The following is a 16,018-nucleotide window of genomic DNA, read 5'->3' on the forward strand; positions in this document are numbered from 1 at the left end:
CCTCGATCGCACATCTCATGCTGGCTCATGTTTTCGGAAAATAGCGTTAAACAGGTTCTGCCTTCTTCCTATCAAGGTTACCAAATGAATGAAGGCCAAGGCAATCTGCCCTCCCTCTCATCCTTCCCGTTTCCCTTGTCAGTTTTGAACAACCGTGACGGCTGCTTGATCGGCCAGCTCTGACTGACCCGTGATGACGACCTGATCGCCCGCAGCAAGCCCTTTCCCGATCCGCACATCCGTTGCGTTCTCCTCCGCAACCTCGACCTCTACCTTGCGCGCCTTGCCCTCCTTCACGACAAAAACGAACGTTTTCGCCCCCTCCCGCACAATCGCTTCGGACGGAACCAAAATCCCCGTTTCTTTTGCCAGCTCCCCGCTTGTCACTTCGGCTCTCATGCCTGGCAAAATCGCCCCCTGCGGATTGGCGAGGCTGATTTCAACCGGGTATAAGTTGGCCGTAGCCTGCGAGGCAATGCCCACAAAGCTGACCTTGCCGGTGGTCTTCAGCGAAATCGCCGGGATAGCCACCTGCAGCTCTTTTCCGGCAGCAAACGCGGCCAGCTGCCCCTCCGGCACTTGCACCGCGATCATGACTTCCCGCAGATTGATGATTTTTGCCAGAGGCGCCTGCGTGGTGAGCAAGTCCCCGACAGTGGCGTTCAGCTCGGAGATGGTGCCATCCATCGTCGCCCTGATCCGGGTATCGCGCAATGCCTGGTTTGCCTTTTCCAACCCTACCCGCGCTTGCTGTACGCCGACGTTTGCAATCGCAATCCCCTGCTGATCCTTTGCATCCGATACGGAAGTGGTGCGAAAGCTCGTTTGCGCCTTGATCAAGTCGGCTTCGGCAGCATCGAGTTGACTCGCGGGCAACGCTCCTTCCGCCACCAGCTTTTTGATCCGCTCATAGCTTTTTTTCGCATTGGCGAGCGATTGCTGTGCAAGGGCAGACGAGGGCAGATCCGGCTGCGCCGTCTGGATGACCTTCGCCTGGGCGAGCCTGGCCTCGGCATCAGCGAGCTTTGCCTCTGCATCTTTTACCGCCAATTGCTGCTGGGTCGGGTCCACCTCGGCGATGACCTGGCCTTTGCGGACGACATCCCCCTTGTTCACATGGAGCTTCAGCAAGATCCCCGATGCTGCCGGAATCACGGTGCCTGTCTCTTTTGCCCTCACGCTGCCTGTGACAGATGCATGATCCGCCAGACTGCCCAGCCTTGCCTCCTGAACGGCCACGGTGACTGCCGTAGGCTGCGGCTTGAGTTCTTCCTGCTTTGTCGCGGGGGACGTGCAGCCTCCGAACACGAGGCTTGCGCCCACAAGGACAGACGCGGCTAGAGCGATCACCTTCGTTTGCTTTTTCATCGATTTGCTACTCCCCCTTCAAGTTGTGCAGCGTTGTTTTTGCGACGCGAACGCTTGCGGTTGATGAAGCGATACAGGCTGTCATACCCCACCGGAACGACCACAAGCGTAAGCAACGTCGAGGTGAGCAGACCGCCGATGACAACGGTCGACAGTCCTTTTGACAGCAGGCTGCCTTCGGAAAATCCCAATGCCAGTGGAAGCAGCGAAGCGATGGTGGCGATTGCGGTCATCATGATCGGGCGCATGCGCGTTTTCCCCGCTTCCACAAGGGCTGCGCGGATCGACTCGCCTGCCCCGAGCAGCTGCTGCACTCGGTCGATCAAGACGATGGCATTGGTGACGACGATTCCGATGAGCATGAGGAAGCCGATGAGAACCGTCATGTCCATTACACCATTTGAGAGCCACAATCCCAGCAGGCCGCCGATAGAGGCGAGCGGCAAGGAAAGCAGGATCGCAAGCGGCGCCGACAGATTGCCGAAGGTGATCACCATGACGAGAAACACCAGCAGGACGGCTGCCCCCATGGCGGCAAACATCTCAATGAAGCCTTTTTGCATATCCGCTTGCAGCCCCTCCGCGCTGATCGTCACGCCTGCCGGCAGCTTCAGCTGCTGGAGCGCTTTCGTCTGTTCCTGAGAGACCCCGCCCTTATCCTCGCTCAAAATGTCTGCGGTAATCTGAACGTACGGCTTGCCATCCTTGCGCAGCACCTGCCCGGGAACTACTTCTTTTTTCAAGGAGGCGAGTTCGCTTAACGGTACCTGCTGACCGAGCGGGGAATGAACCCACATTTGCTCCAGCTGCGCGATCCCGGTTGCCTCTCCCGTCCCAACGATCAAATCGTACTCTTTTCCGTTCACCACGATCTGCTTTTGCTTGTTGTTTCCGATGGCTGTCTCCACCTCGTCTGCGATTTGACCGGGCGACAGCCCCAGTTCACTCGCCCGTTCGCGGTCAACCTTGATGGAAAGCTGCTCTATTTGTTCAGACAGATTGTCTTTGATGTTGGCGAGCAGCGGGTTTTGCTTCATTGCGGCCTTGATGACTGTCGCGGCTTCCTTCAAGGCTCCCGAGTCGTCAGCGTTGATCTCGATCTGATAGCCGCCCTGGCCGCCAGCAGCCGGTTTGCTGTAGGAAATCTGCGCCCCTACCGGTACCAACGGGTCTACAGCCGTTCTCACCCTGTTCAGCACAGCGTCATCTTCCGCATCGTCCCGCAGCTTGATGGTCAAATTGCCGAGGGTGGTTTTCTTCGCTTCGTCCAGCGGCGCGCCGATTCGGCTCTGCACATAGACAACCTCTTTTTGCCGCAGAACAGCCGCTTCGATCTCCTTCAGCTTTGCGTCGGTTACTTCCAGCGCCGTGCCGGCCGGCATGCTCACTTTCACATAAAGCAGCTTCATGTTCAGCTCCGGCATGAATCCGGTTGGCAGACTGGCGGCAAGGCCGGCGCTTGCGAGAAACATGGCCAGCGTGATGGCCGCAACCTTGCCTTTGTGGGCAAAGGCCCAGCCCAGCAGCTTCTCGTATGCGGCGAGCAGCCTTCCCTCGCGCCTTTCCGGTTCCTGCTCACCTAGCATCGTGGCGCTCGCCAGAAGCGGGATGACGGTGACCGCCACCAGCAAGGAGCCCAGCAGCGAGCAGACGACAGCCAGCGCAAACGGCTTGAAGAAATCGCCCATGATTCCGCTGACAAACGCGATCGGCAAAAAAACGGCAACCGTCGTCAGCGTGGAGGACGTGATCGCCCCTGCCACCTCTTTTACGGCGACAAGCACGGTTGCTTTCTCGCCGGGTCTTGTGCGGACGTGGCGGAAAATGTTTTCGATGACGACGATGCTGTCATCCACGACCCGCCCGATCGCGACGGTCATCCCGAACAGGCTCATCAAATTGATGCTGACGCCCATGTACTGCAGGAAGGTCAGGCTGATCAGCACGCAGAGCGGGATGGAAACGAGGACGATCAATGTCGATTTGACATGGCGCAGGAACAAATAGATGGCAATCGCCGCCATGACGATCCCCATGCCGCCTTCCCTGGCCATCCCCCCGATGGACGACTTCACATAATCGGAGCGGTCAGACACGATTTCAAACCGCAAATCGGGATACTGCTTGCGGAACTCATCCAGCTGGGCGCGTATCGCGCCGCTGATTTTCACGATGTTGCCTTCCGGCGTCTTGGCGATCTGCAGCGCTACGGCAGGCTTTCCATTGAGCCGGCTCACGGACATGATGGACGTATCCCAGCCTACCTCGGCCACGTCGCCCAGCTCGATTGAACCCGCTGCCATCGTGCCTGTGCCGGTCAGGCGCAATCTCGTATGCTTGATCTGCTCCAGATCGGTATACTCATTTTCCAGGCGGACGATCATTTCCGTTCCATCCGCGTTGACGCTGCCCGCCGAGCTTGCCACATGCTGCGCGGCAACCGCCTGTTTCACATCGCTGGCTGTCAGGCCGTAATGAAGCAGCATTTCCTGCTTCGGCTTAATCCGGACCACTTTTTTCTGCATGCCGATCACCTGAACGGACGATACGCCGTCCAGCTTTTCCAGGCGGTCGACAAAGCGGTCCTCCACCAGCTGGTAAAAAGCTTCATTTGTACGGGACTGCCCCTGGTTGCTGATCGCCAAAAAATACAGCGGCTCGCTCCCGACCATTTGCAGTGCGATCTTGGGGCGCCCGGCTCCGGACGGCAAACGGACGTTGGCGATGCTTTTCTCCACGTCGCGCTGCACTTTGTCCGCATCTGCCGACTCTTCCAGCGAGACGGTGATCAACGAGTGATTTTCCTCGGATGCGGAGATATACTCTTTGACGCCGCTCACCGCGTCCACGGCTGTTTCCAACGGTTTGGTAATATCGTTCACCACGTCCTCTGACGATGCATTGGGATACGCGGTGGAAATGGTCAGCATGCCCAATTTGGCCTGCGGCTCGCTTTCCATATTGATCACGAGGAACGAATAGACGCCGCCCAAAACGACGAGCAGCGAGATGATCAGGACGGCGACAGGATTTTTTACGGAAAAACGGGTCAACCACAGCACCTGTGTTCAGGCCCCCTTCTTTTCGGTCTTGACCGCACGCGGGTTGCGGCGCTTCTGCTACAGAAGGATAAGGCCCGAATATGAACGGACGATGAACAGGAGATGACAAAAAACACTGGCGGCGAGCCACCAGTGTAGAAGGAACATCTATATTTTTACCGTTTTTTCTGCAGGAGCGTATTTTTGGATGTCCGCCGGCGTTTTCGGGAAGGGCGTTGGCATGGACTGATAGACGGGCGCTTCCGCAATGCCGGCCGAGTAGCATTCGTCAACCGAAATCCCCGATTCCTTGAACCCTTTCAGCATTTTCAAAAACCCGAACATGCCCATGGACCCGTTTTCCCTGACGCGCCGAACCTCATCCAGATTCAAATACACGATCGTGAACGATTCGGAGTCGCCTAGCTGTTCAATGATCCTTCCTTCCGGGTCGACTGCCACCGAGTGTCCCATCCCGACCGGATTCGGATGGTTGATGCTGACGACAAAGCATTGATTCTCGATCGCGCGGGTGATGGCGATCGGCAGGTTGTTTCTCGTTCCGCCGATCCAGTCGCCTTGCAAAAGCCTGTGCTACAAAATCAATGCGGGGGTAAGCGAAAACATGGGGATGTCCCAAAAGTCTGATCAAGACTGAGGGACATCCTTCTTTTACGATGGGGAAGCGGAAAAACTTTTTCCGTTCAAAATCCCTTGATTTTTCCATTTCCCCACATCATTCTGAACCTTATGGTAAGATATAGAAAAATGAGCCAAGCATCCCTACTAAAGTCCTACTTCGATACCAGAAATGTAGATCATCTCGGAAAGGTTGTGTTTTATGTTTAAACGTACGACAAAACGGATGGCAGCAGGAGCACTGATCGTTTGCATGCTCCTGAGCGGCTTGCCTGTCCATGCCTCCGACAGCTTGCAAAAACGGGAAACAGAGTCTGCCAAAATTCAATCAGTCAACCGCTCCATGTTCGCAACCGAAGCCTCCCATCGCAAATTATCCAGCCTTCCCGCTTCTGCCCACTTGGTCGTTATCAAGTGCTCCGGCCCGATTCAGGAGGAATGGAAGGAGTCGCTTGAACAAGCAGGGGCAACACTCGGAGATTACCTGCCTGAATATTCCTATCTGGCAAAAGTAAAAGATTCTTCCGATTTAGACAAACTGACGGAATTATCCTTCGTTGTGAGCGTACGTCCTTTCCATCCCGCCTACAAGCTCTCCCCGGAACTCCTTCAGGCGCTTGACCAAAATGAAAAAGTGGAAGTCACCGCGGTAGGATTTGACCGCAAAAAAGACCTGACTCGCTCAGTGAAACGCTTTTCCCCTACCCAAACAACGAAAGGGTTTGCGCAATTATCGGTAAAAGGCACTGATTTGGAGGATCTGCTTCTTTCTGACGACATCGTCGCTGTCCTTCCCAAAGAGCATTGGGTGCTTTCCAATGACCGCGCTGCAGGTATCATTCACTCTGATACCCTTGCCTCAACGGGCTATACGGGAAAAAATCAAATCATCGGTGTTGCCGACACCGGGTTGGACCAGGGAAGCACGACGAACATCCATCCTGATTTTGTCGGTCGGGTAAAAAAGCTCATCCCGGTTGGGCGTCCCAATGACGCAAGCGATCCGGATGGCCACGGTACCCATGTCGCAGGCTCTGTGGTGGGAACGGGCAAAGCTTCCAACGGCAAAGTAAAAGGAATGGCACCGGATGCCAAGCTGGTCTTCCATTCGATGAGTGACAGCGAGGGTGAATTGACTGGTGATTTCAATCAATTTTTAACAGAAGCGTATAACGCAGGGGCACGTATCCACTCCGACTCATGGGGAACTGACGACAGAGGCGTGTATGGATACAGCTCCGCCATCGTTGATCAGTTTATCTGGGATCATAAAGACATGTCGGTTCTGGTTGCAGGAGGAAATGAGGGGGAAAATGGCAAACGGACGATCGGAAGTCCCGCTACTGCAAAAAACGTGATCTCGGTCGGAGCATCTGAAAATAATCGTCCCGATTTGGTATCATACGGAATTACCGATGCGGACAACCCGAACGAAATTGCTTATTTCAGCAGTCGCGGCCCAACCGCTGACGGACGTACCAAGCCTGATGTCGTAGCGCCGGGAACATGGATTTTATCTACGCGCTCCGCTCTCGCCCCTGATGATTCATTCGATGCCACCGTGAGTAATCAGTTTTACGCTTATATGGGCGGAACCAGCATGGCAACACCGATCCTCGCTGGCGGAGTCGCGCAAGTCCGACAGTTTTTAAATGAACAAGGCGTCAGTTCGCCCAGCTCAGCATTGATCAAGTCGATGATTGTGAATGGCTCAGACGATCTGGGATTAAATCTGTTTGATCAAGGCTTTGGGCGCGCGAATCTGGCAGCGGCCATCGCTTCTGATTATAAAGATGAGACTGCTGGCCTTAAGACCGGTCAAAGTACATCCTACACCATTACTGTGAACAATCCATCCAAGCCATTTTCCACAACGCTGGTTTGGACAGATTACCCGAGTTACCCGAACGCAGGGAAAACTCTCGTCAACGATTTGGATTTGACGCTCACCAGCCCAAGCGGCAAAACGTATGCAGCAAACGGTGGAGATCACCTGAACAACGTAGAGAATCTTTACTTTTCGGCACCCGAAAAAGGTACCTATACCGTTAAAGTCACCGGGTACAACGTTCCAAAAGGTTCACAACCCTATGCGATCGCAACGAACGGCAAACTCTCTTCTTCTGATAGTGAAGTTCGTGTGACAGGCATCAGCCTTGACAAATCTACACTCGAACTGACAAAAGGCGGGTCTGTCGGCAAGCTGACTGCCACCGTCAAGCCTTCCGGTGCAACAAACAAAACGGTTACGTGGAGTTCCAGCAAAACATCTGTCGCGACCGTTAACGCTACCGGAACCGTTACACCTGTCGGAGAAGGTCAAGCGACGATTACGGCCACAACCGTGGATGGCGGCTTTACCGCCAGCGTAAAAGTGAAAGTATCGGCTGGCTCAACAAGCGACAATCAAATCATGTGGGGCGAGGTGCAAACCGCCAAATACTCCCCTTTGCTGGATACCATTCTGGCTTTTGGAGATGAGCTGAGCCAAGGCGGTTTCAATCTGACCAGCAAGCAAGTGACAACCAAACGAGACGATGCCGACTTTGTCATCAACCGATATGGCGCGATCGGAGCACGAGCGATTCTTGAATTGCCGAACCAGGATTTGCAAGAACCGACCGATAATAATCTCACCGGATTCGATACGTCTCTGCGTGGCGTAGCGGACGGAAAAATATACTTGATGAAAATTCGTGATAACGTCTATGCCAAAGTAAGGGTGGATCGAATCTCTTCTTCCCTGGCCACACTCTCTTATGTTCTGGAAAAGAGCGGTGACAGCGGCGGCGATCCCGACCCGGACAAGCTTGTTTCACTGGAACCATCCCAAAGCGCCTTGCTTTTAGCTCCTGATCAAACGGCTACCCTTGCGATTCAAGCCGTTTACGCGGATGGCACGAAAGAAGACATTAGTGATAACGCAACATGGTCTGTGGAAGACGACACAGTCGCAAGTGTGGAAAACGGAGAAGTGACGGCCAATGCTTTGGGTACGACGACCATTACGGTTGAATATGAGGGTTTGTCAGTGGATATCCCGGTAAAAGTTACTGATATGATCGTTTCCAAATTGAAGCCGAGTAAAACCTCGGTTACCCTCCCCAACGGAAAAAGCACAAAAATAACCGTAAAGGCTGTCTACACAGACAATACCACAGAGGAGATCACGAATCTGGCAGATTGGGTTTCCAGCAACACCAAGGTAGCTGAGGTTTCCAAAGGGGTGGTCAAGGCCATCTCAAAAGGGAAATCAACCATAACTGTAACCTATGGCGGAAAAACGATTGCAATCAAGGTGACCGTTAAGTAATTTGCATGAAAAAACAGTCAGGGGGAAATCGCCCTGACTGTTCTTTTTTTCTGCTGACCTTGCCTCGCTTATTCAGCCTTCGCCCGTTTCTTTTCCACATTCACCCGCCCCGAAAAGAAGGTCGCACCGCCGCCCATATCCGAAATCCGGTCTGGCGTTAACGAGTTGACCAGCTGTTTGGTCCCCGGCAAATCCGCCCATAACCCTTGGCTCACGACCACGCCTGGCAGCACATTGTCGCCTACGGCGGCGACGAGTTCGCTTTCGCCCCGCTGGTTCCAGATTCGCACGACGTCGCCGGTGGCAATCCCCGCCCGTTCGGCATCCTCGCTGTTCATGTGCAGGCGCGCGACTTTTTCCAGCTGAATGTGCTTAGCGTTATTGGAAAACGTCGAGTTCAAGAAGTTGTGGTTCGGCGCCGGAATAAACAGGAACGGATCATTCCCGTCTTCCGCCAGCGGCGTGTAGGTTGGCAGCGGCGGGTGGCCGTCTTGTTCCATCGCAGCGGAGTACAGCTCGATTTTGCCGCTCGGCGTTTCCAATGCATCGAGGAAAAATGGTTCACGCCGCGCCTTGATGTACGGCTGTTCCTTCAGCGCTTCATACGTAACGTCCGCAATATAGCCGTTGCCGTGACCGCTTAACGCCTGCGTAATCAAGTCCTCGTCGCTGTCGCGGAACGCCTGCTCCGCAAAGCCCATCGCCTGCGCCAACAGGCGGAACACCTCCGAGTTCGACTTGCTCTCGCCGTACGCCTCGACGACCGGCTGGTGCAGCTGGATGTAGTGGTGCCAATAAGATGTGTAAAAATCAAGGTTTTCGAATGCCGATGTGGCAGGCAAAACAATATCGGCATAAGCCGCCGTCTCCGTCAAAAACAGATCGTGGACAACCGTAAACAAATCGTCCCGCATCAGCCCGCGCCGTACCTTGTTGCCCTCCGGCGCGATGACCGCCGGATTGCAGCTGTAGACGAACATCGAGCGAATCGGCGGATCGAGGTTCAAGAGCGCTTCCCCGATCCGGTTCATGTTGATCAGGCGCGTTCCTTTGTTTGCAAGCAGATCCGGCCGCTGCAACGCCGCCGTATTGAATGCGAGAAACCGGCTGTTCCCTTTGATCGCGCCGCCGCCCTTGACGAGCCACTGTCCTGTCAAGGCAGGCAGACAGGCGATCGTGCGCACGATCATCCCGCCGTTGTCGTGATGCTGCAGACCGTTGCCGATGCGGATGAACGCCGGCGAGGTCTGCCCGTACATGCGAGCCAGCCGGTAGATGTCCTCGACCGGCACGCCTGTGATGGCTGAGACTTTGTGCGGGTCGTATTGCTTCACATGCTCGCGCAGTTCCTCGTGGCCGACCGTATATTGCGCGAGGAACTCGCTGTCGATCATCCCTTCCGCGAACAAAATGTGCATCAGCCCGAGCGCCAGCGCTGCATCCGTCCCCGGCAAAATCGGGATGAACCAGTCTGCCCATCGTCCCGTCTGGTTTTTGTGCACATCGATGACCACGATTTGCGCGCCGTTCTTGCGCGCCTTTTCAGCCAGTGCCACCTGGTGCATGTTGGTGCTGACCGCATTGACGCCCCACATCACAAAAAGCTTGGCGTGCACCGTATCCTCGGGGTCTGTGCCGATGGAAGCGCCCATCGTGTAGCTGTACCCTTTCGTTCCGGCCGATTGGCACACCGTCCGATCCAGCCTGCTGGCGCCGAGCCGATTGAAAAAGCGGCGATCCATGCCTTCCGCCGTCAATCTGCCCATGTTCCCGTAAAAGCTGTACGGAATGATGCTTTCCGGTCCATGCAGAGCGATCAGTTCCTTCCAACGAGCGGCAATCGTCTGGATCGCTTCCTCCCAGCTGATCCGCTCGAACCTGCCTTCCCCTTTGGCGCCGACGCGCTTCAACGGATGCGTCAGCCGTTTTTCATCGTAAATGCGGGCGGTCATATTGCGCACCTTGTTGCAGATTGCGCCTTGTGTCACCGGATGATCCGGGTCCCCCTCGATGCGGACGATTTTGCCATCCTGCTTGTGGACCAACAGCCCGCATTGGTCCGGACAATCAAGCGAGCATACAGAGCGAAAAATTCCATCGGGTTGATTGACTGCTGAAAGTGACATGCGTTTTCCTCTCCCTCCTGCCAGTTCTGTTCTCTTCTTCTGAAAATCCATACATTTCATGCTACACCGACGCCATCAAAAAATCCATCGTCCAAGATGTCCACCCCCACAACTCTTGTTCGTTTTTCCAGATGATTTTTCATGTGAATTTCAGAAACGGTCACTACCATGAGACTATCTTCTCGACTGGAGGCATGCACGATGAAAAAGCAAAAACGATCCAAATGGTTGAAGTGGAAAGTCGGGGGTGGCGTTGTTTTTTCTCTGGCGCTGTTGATGCAAACGGCCAAGGCTGATCCTGCTTTTGAAAAAGCCCATGAAGCCGCCTTGCAAGCCGCCGACCAAGGGGATGAGCCAGAAGAAACCGCTGCGGCTGACCCTGTCATCGACGAGTGGAAAGCGGAGGATGAGGCCGGTCCAGAACATGAAGCGAATGAAGCAGCCAGCGCCAAAACAGCGCCGAGCGAACAGCCCGCCGTTGCTGCCCCTTCTGCCGAAACCGCGAAAACAAGCGTGGCGAAACCAGCTCAAACAGAGGCTGCGCCTTTACCCAATAAAACGAATTCGCCAAAGACACATAGCAGCGCTCAGCCAAAAGCAAAGGCAGCAGTCAAAACTGCTTCCGCTTCAAAACCCGCTGCTGCCAAAAGTGCGCCAAAAGCTGCTGCACCAACGCAGCCTACAAATGAGAAACCTGCTCCTGTCGTACACCAGCCTGCACCTGCTGCGGCACAACAACCTTCGGCCCCTCCCGCCGAACCGGTTCCAGCCGCTCCGGAGCCTGTCGTCGAAAACAGCAGCCCGGCAGATGCGCCATCATCCGAAAGCGTGGAACAGCCAGCGGTGCCTGACAACAGCAATACGGACAGCCAAAGCGATGTGGAAGAACAGCCCAAAAAGTCCCATACCAAATCCCGTCGCTCCTGATGCTACATATTGGAGGAATACACGATGGCACCCTTTCGCGAACTTTCCTTCCGTGCGATGAACACGGATATTCAGGTCAGCTTGGGAACCGACGTACCGCTGCAAGAAGACGTCACGGACTGGTTTGCCCGGACCGAAAAACGGTTCAGCCGTTTCCTGCCTGACAGCGAACTCTCCCGGATCAACCAGCTGTCTGGAAAGACAACATTGATTTCGGCTGCAATGGCAGAAGTGCTGGCACTCGCAGAGATGTACCGGCACAAGACAGGCGGAATCTTTCATTTCATGCTCCTCGATGCGTTGCAGCATGCAGGGTATTCCCGTTCCTTTGAGCAGCTTGCGCCTATGCGGGACATCCTGGCACAGCCGCCGGTTCCCCACGACTGCCAGATTTCCCTGAATGCATCTATGCGGTCGGTAAAGCTTGGTCCCGGGACGCACCTCGATTTGGGAGGAATCGTAAAAGGCTGGTCGGTTGACCGGTTGGGCGACTGGCTGAAGCGCGAAAAGCACGTGACAAGAGGATTTCTCAATGCAGGCGGGGATTTGCTCGTGTGGGGCGGATTCGATGAGGATGAGCCTTGGCTCGTGGGAATCGCTGATCCCCGCGACAATGATGTGGAAATCGCCCAGGTCGCGCTTGTCGACGGAGCGGTCGCCACCTCAAGCGTGTTGGGAAGACGCTGGCAGACAAAACAAGGAGACATGCACCACCTGATCGATCCGCGCACGCTGCGCCCGAGCAAAAGCGAGATCGTCCAGTGCACGATTGTCGGAAGCCATGTCACCGAATGCGAAGTATGGGCAAAGGTTGCCTGCATCGTTGGCCTTTCTGCCTTCCTCCCCTTGTTTGGACGCCATCTCCCCCACTGTGACGCCTTGCTGGTCACCCAGACGGGCGAGCTGCACTTCGCAGGCGACCGCAATCGTTTGGAAGCGAACTGGCATGGGACAGCCGTTGCTTTCATTCACGACACCATTGAACAGGAAGGATGGATACACCATGGTTGAGATCATTACCAATCTGCCGATCTGGCAATCGATCCGCACATTGGGCATCACCGCTTACATTTTGCTGTTTTTCGGCGTTAGCCTGGGGATGCTGTACAGCATGCCGGTCTGGAAAGGAAAAGCGAAAGCCACGCTCTACAAGGTTCACTCGTACGCCACCATTACCGGGACTTTTAGCGCGATCCTTCATGCCATGCTGTTGATCGTGGATACGTACATGCCGTTTTCATGGAAGGAAATTTTGCTTCCGTTTGCCGCAGAAAACGATCCGCTCTGGAACGGCTTAGGTTCACTCGCGTTGTATGGCACGCTTGTGATCATCCTGACGACAGACCTGCGAGCCAAACTGAACAAAACGCTGTGGCGCATCATCCATATCGGTTCGTACCCGACGTTTGTCATGGCCATGATCCACGGGATCGAAGTGGGAACGGATTCCCAATCTCCTCTTATGTATTTGCTGTATGTCAGCACGTTTGGCATACTATTGGTATTACTCATCGTTCGGATGGTGATCGGGAGGAAAAAAGCCGGTGCATATCTTGCTGATCGAGGATGATTTGAAGCTGGGACCGCTCTTGCACTATAAGCTTAGCCAGGAATATCACACGGTCGATTGGGTCAGCGACACGGACCTGGTCGAGGACTATTTGCAAAAAAGCAGCTACGATCTCTACATTCTTGATTGGATGATGCCGAAAAAAAGCGGGCTGGAAATCTGCGAAGAGCTTCGCAAACAAAAAGACACCACACCCGTGCTGATGCTGACGGCACGAGACTCTGTATCCGATCGGGTACAGGGCTTAAACACGGGGGCTGACGATTATTTGGTCAAGCCCTTTGCGTTTGAAGAGCTGTTCGCCCGCGTCAACGCTTTGGGCCGTCGCACGAATCTCGCTGTTTTTCAGGATGAGATTTACACCTTCGGCGATTTGACGGTCAACACGCAAACACATGAAGTGAGGCGCGGCAATGTGCCCCTCTCCCTCACCAAGAAGGAATTCCAGCTCATCCTGCTTTTTATCCGTCACGCCGAGCAGACTCTCTCCCGCGACCAAATCCTCGATCAAGTGTGGGGAGTCGATTCCGCCATCACACCGAATGCGATCGATGCCGCCATCAAGCTGCTCCGCAAAAAAGTGGACCACGGGTTCGAGCATAAGCTGATCCACAGCATCCGGGGGATCGGCTATCGTCTGTCCAACAGCCAGGAAAACAGCCATGTTTGAACAGACGCGCAGGAAGCTGACGCTGTTTTATGGAGGAATCGCAGCTCTGCTGCTCCTCGTCATGGTCTTTTTCTTTTATTTTTCCCTCTCGTTCGTCATCACGGCAAACGTGAAAGACAGCTTGCAATTTTTGACGGCCAAAATCGGGCATGAATCGCGGGAGCATCACATGTTCGACTGGGAGCCGGACAAACCGCCTCCGCTTCCCGACAAAGGAAAAGGCCGGAAGGGGCGGGTCGATTGGGACTTTTTGCAACCGACGCAGTTTGCTTTCGTACAGGGGCCTGAGGGAGGCCCCCCCATTACTTCGTTGGGAGAATCCCAGGTTCAGTTGACGCAAACAGTCAGTGATTTCATCAGCCAGCAGCCGCTTGAGCCAGGCGAAATGGACCACATTCAGCTTACAGTAGACGGTACAACCAAGACGTACGCGATTTTCCGAGCGCCGATTGACGGGCTTGATCCATCAGATCCGATCGTGTATTTCGGTGAAGATATTACCTCCATGGATCAGCTGCTCGGCCAGATGCAGCTGCTGCTCACCATTACATCCGTTCTTCTGCTCGGACTGGGAACAGCCGCCGGCTATTTTTTTGCCGGCCGCGCCATGGTTCCCATCACCCAGGCGTACAAGCGCCAGAAGGAATTTACGGCGGATGCATCCCATGAGCTGCGGACCCCGCTGAGCGTCATGCTCTCCTCTACGGAAATTTTGGCGGAGAAAAAGGAGAGCTTGCCCCCCTTTCACCAAACGGTATTAACCGGCATGATGGACGAAATCACCCGCATGATCCGCATGGTGGAAAACTTGCTTTCCCTGGCGCGCAGCGAAACCGATGCAGCCGAGCTTCCCCATGACGCGCAGGAGCAATTTGACGTGGGCCAAATGGCGCGGGAAGTCTGCACGCAAATGTACGGCAGCGCCGCCCAAAAAGGCGTGCAGCTCACGCTCGCGGATGAGGAGAAGCTTGGCCCTTTGCCTTTTCACGGAAACAAGGACCAGATCCGCCAGCTGCTCTATATCCTGATCGATAACGCCATCAAGTACACCGATTCGGGCGGATTCGTCGCCGTTTCAGTCGCTTCGGTGAAATACAAAAAGCTCAAGATCACGGTCAAAGATACCGGCTGCGGCATCCCGGAAGAGGATCTCCCTTTTATTTTCGAACGGTTTTACCGAATCGACAAAGGGCGGTCGCGCGCAACCGGCGGAACCGGCCTCGGCTTGTCCATCGCGGCGCAAATCGTCGCGAAGCATAAAGGAAAAATCTCCGTGGAAAGCAAGCTCCAGGCAGGAACGACCTTTACCGTCTTGTTGAAAGATCATTGAAACCGCAAAAAAAGGAGAAGGCAGCGTAATCCCCACGCTTCACGCTCCTTTTTTGGTTGCATGCCATGTCATGACTCCACCATCGTGCCCCCGTTTACATGCAAAACTTGTCCGGTTACATAACTCGAATCATCCGAGGCCAAATATACGTACGTCGGCGCCAGCTCGAACGGCTGTCCGGCCCGTTTCATCGGCGTGTCTGTGCCGAATGTGCTGACGCGTTCCGCCGAAAAGCTGGATACGATCAGTGGCGTCCAGATCGGGCCGGGTGCGACGGCGTTCACCCTGATCCCCTGCTCGACCAGGTTAAGCGACAGCGAGCGCGTAAACGAAACGATCGCGCCTTTCGTCGAGGAATAGTCGATCAGCGTTTTTTCCCCGGCATAGGCGGTGACAGAAGTGGTATTGATGATGGAGCTGCCTTGGCATAAATGCGGGAGCGCCGCTTTGGTCATATAGAAGAACGAAAAAATATTGGTCCGGTACGTATCTTCCAGCTGCTGTGCCGAGATGTCGAGAATGCTTTGCTGCGGAAATTGCACGCCGATGTTATTGACCAGCACATCCAGCTTCCCAAACGTCCCGATCGTCTGGTTGACAACATCGGCCGATGACCGCTCCATGCGCAGATCGCATTTGATCGGCAAGCATTCGCGCCCCAGCTGCTGCACGCGCTGTCTAGTCTCCTCTGCATCCTCTGTCTCGTACAAATACGGGATGACGACATTCGCCCCTTCCTTGGCGAAGGCGATCGCCACCGCACGCCCGATCCCGCTGTCTCCCCCCGTGATGATCGCCACTTTATCCTTCAGCTTTTGCGAGCCGAGATACGACGGATTTTCCGAAATCGGCCGCGGGACCATCAAATATTCAAGCCCCGGCTGTCGATCCTGATGCTGCGGCGGGAAGGAGATCGGGACCACGTTACACTCGGTTTTATAGGAATAGTAAGGGTACCCAGGAATCATGTGAACCTCCCACAAATGGATTCATGCCTACCCGCCCAATGTATGCCGCTGTTCGCTGTCCGGTTA

At 54.9% G+C, this 16,018-nt stretch carries 11 protein-coding genes; 6 read left to right on the forward strand and 5 right to left on the reverse strand.

Going from position 1 to position 16,018, the window contains the following annotated elements:
* Window positions 1–138: 138 nt before the first annotated feature.
* The 3 genes from ACTID9_RS25750 to ACTID9_RS25760 form a co-directional block, all read right to left on the reverse strand.
* Window positions 139–1,368 carry an efflux RND transporter periplasmic adaptor subunit gene (locus ACTID9_RS25750; RefSeq protein ID WP_441068032.1) on the reverse strand — a complete coding sequence of 410 codons (1,230 nt, stop codon included), beginning with the start codon at window positions 1,366–1,368 and terminating at the stop codon, window positions 139–141.
* Window positions 1,365–4,430, reverse strand: a complete 3,066-nt coding sequence (locus ACTID9_RS25755; RefSeq protein WP_441068034.1) for an efflux RND transporter permease subunit — start codon at window positions 4,428–4,430, stop codon at window positions 1,365–1,367. Before ACTID9_RS25755 ends, ACTID9_RS25750 begins: the two co-directional genes overlap by 4 nt.
* Window positions 4,431–4,577: 147 nt before the next feature.
* Complete coding sequence (locus ACTID9_RS25760; RefSeq protein ID WP_441068036.1) at window positions 4,578–4,994, reverse strand: nitrilase-related carbon-nitrogen hydrolase; 417 nt, start codon at window positions 4,992–4,994, stop codon at window positions 4,578–4,580.
* Window positions 4,995–5,250: 256 nt separating this feature from the next.
* On the opposite strand from ACTID9_RS25760, the gene ACTID9_RS25765 reads away from it, so the two are divergent.
* Window positions 5,251–8,361: a S8 family serine peptidase gene (locus ACTID9_RS25765; RefSeq protein WP_441068038.1), complete on the forward strand. Its 3,111-nt coding sequence runs from the start codon at window positions 5,251–5,253 to the stop codon at window positions 8,359–8,361.
* Between the two features lie 68 nt (window positions 8,362–8,429).
* On the opposite strand, the gene ACTID9_RS25770 is transcribed toward ACTID9_RS25765, so the two are convergent.
* Window positions 8,430–10,487 (reverse strand): molybdopterin-containing oxidoreductase family protein, encoded by a 2,058-nt coding sequence (locus ACTID9_RS25770; protein ID WP_441068040.1) that lies wholly within the window; start codon window positions 10,485–10,487, stop codon window positions 8,430–8,432.
* A 201-nt stretch (window positions 10,488–10,688) separates the two neighbouring features.
* Here ACTID9_RS25770 and ACTID9_RS25775 point away from each other — a divergent pair, with 201 nt between their 5' ends.
* The 5 genes from ACTID9_RS25775 to ACTID9_RS25795 are packed head-to-tail and all read left to right on the forward strand — an operon-like array spanning window position 10,689 to window position 14,984.
* Complete coding sequence (locus tag ACTID9_RS25775; protein ID WP_441068041.1) at window positions 10,689–11,414, forward strand: hypothetical protein; 726 nt, start codon at window positions 10,689–10,691, stop codon at window positions 11,412–11,414.
* 24 nt (window positions 11,415–11,438) lie between these two features.
* On the forward strand, window positions 11,439–12,425 hold the full coding sequence (locus ACTID9_RS25780; RefSeq protein WP_441068042.1) for an FAD:protein FMN transferase: 987 nt from the start codon (window positions 11,439–11,441) through the stop codon (window positions 12,423–12,425).
* Window positions 12,418–12,984 carry a ferric reductase-like transmembrane domain-containing protein gene (locus tag ACTID9_RS25785; protein ID WP_441068044.1) on the forward strand — a complete coding sequence of 189 codons (567 nt, stop codon included), beginning with the start codon at window positions 12,418–12,420 and terminating at the stop codon, window positions 12,982–12,984. Before ACTID9_RS25780 ends, ACTID9_RS25785 begins: the two co-directional genes overlap by 8 nt.
* The gene (locus ACTID9_RS25790) at window positions 12,959–13,654 is read left to right on the forward strand and encodes a response regulator transcription factor (protein ID WP_441068045.1); all 696 of its coding nucleotides are present in this window, start codon (window positions 12,959–12,961) and stop codon (window positions 13,652–13,654) included. Before ACTID9_RS25785 ends, ACTID9_RS25790 begins: the two co-directional genes overlap by 26 nt.
* Window positions 13,647–14,984: a sensor histidine kinase gene (locus ACTID9_RS25795; RefSeq protein WP_441068047.1), complete on the forward strand. Its 1,338-nt coding sequence runs from the start codon at window positions 13,647–13,649 to the stop codon at window positions 14,982–14,984. The genes ACTID9_RS25790 and ACTID9_RS25795 overlap by 8 nt, the downstream gene beginning before the upstream one ends.
* 68 nt (window positions 14,985–15,052) lie before the next feature.
* Here the strand turns inward: ACTID9_RS25795 and ACTID9_RS25800 are convergent, their stop codons facing one another.
* Window positions 15,053–15,952: an SDR family oxidoreductase gene (locus ACTID9_RS25800; RefSeq protein WP_441068049.1), complete on the reverse strand. Its 900-nt coding sequence runs from the start codon at window positions 15,950–15,952 to the stop codon at window positions 15,053–15,055.
* Window positions 15,953–16,018 lie beyond the last annotated feature (66 nt).

The organism is Brevibacillus fluminis (genome assembly GCF_052072235.1).
Taxonomy (GTDB): Bacteria; Bacillota; Bacilli; order Brevibacillales; family Brevibacillaceae; genus Brevibacillus_D; species Brevibacillus_D fluminis_A.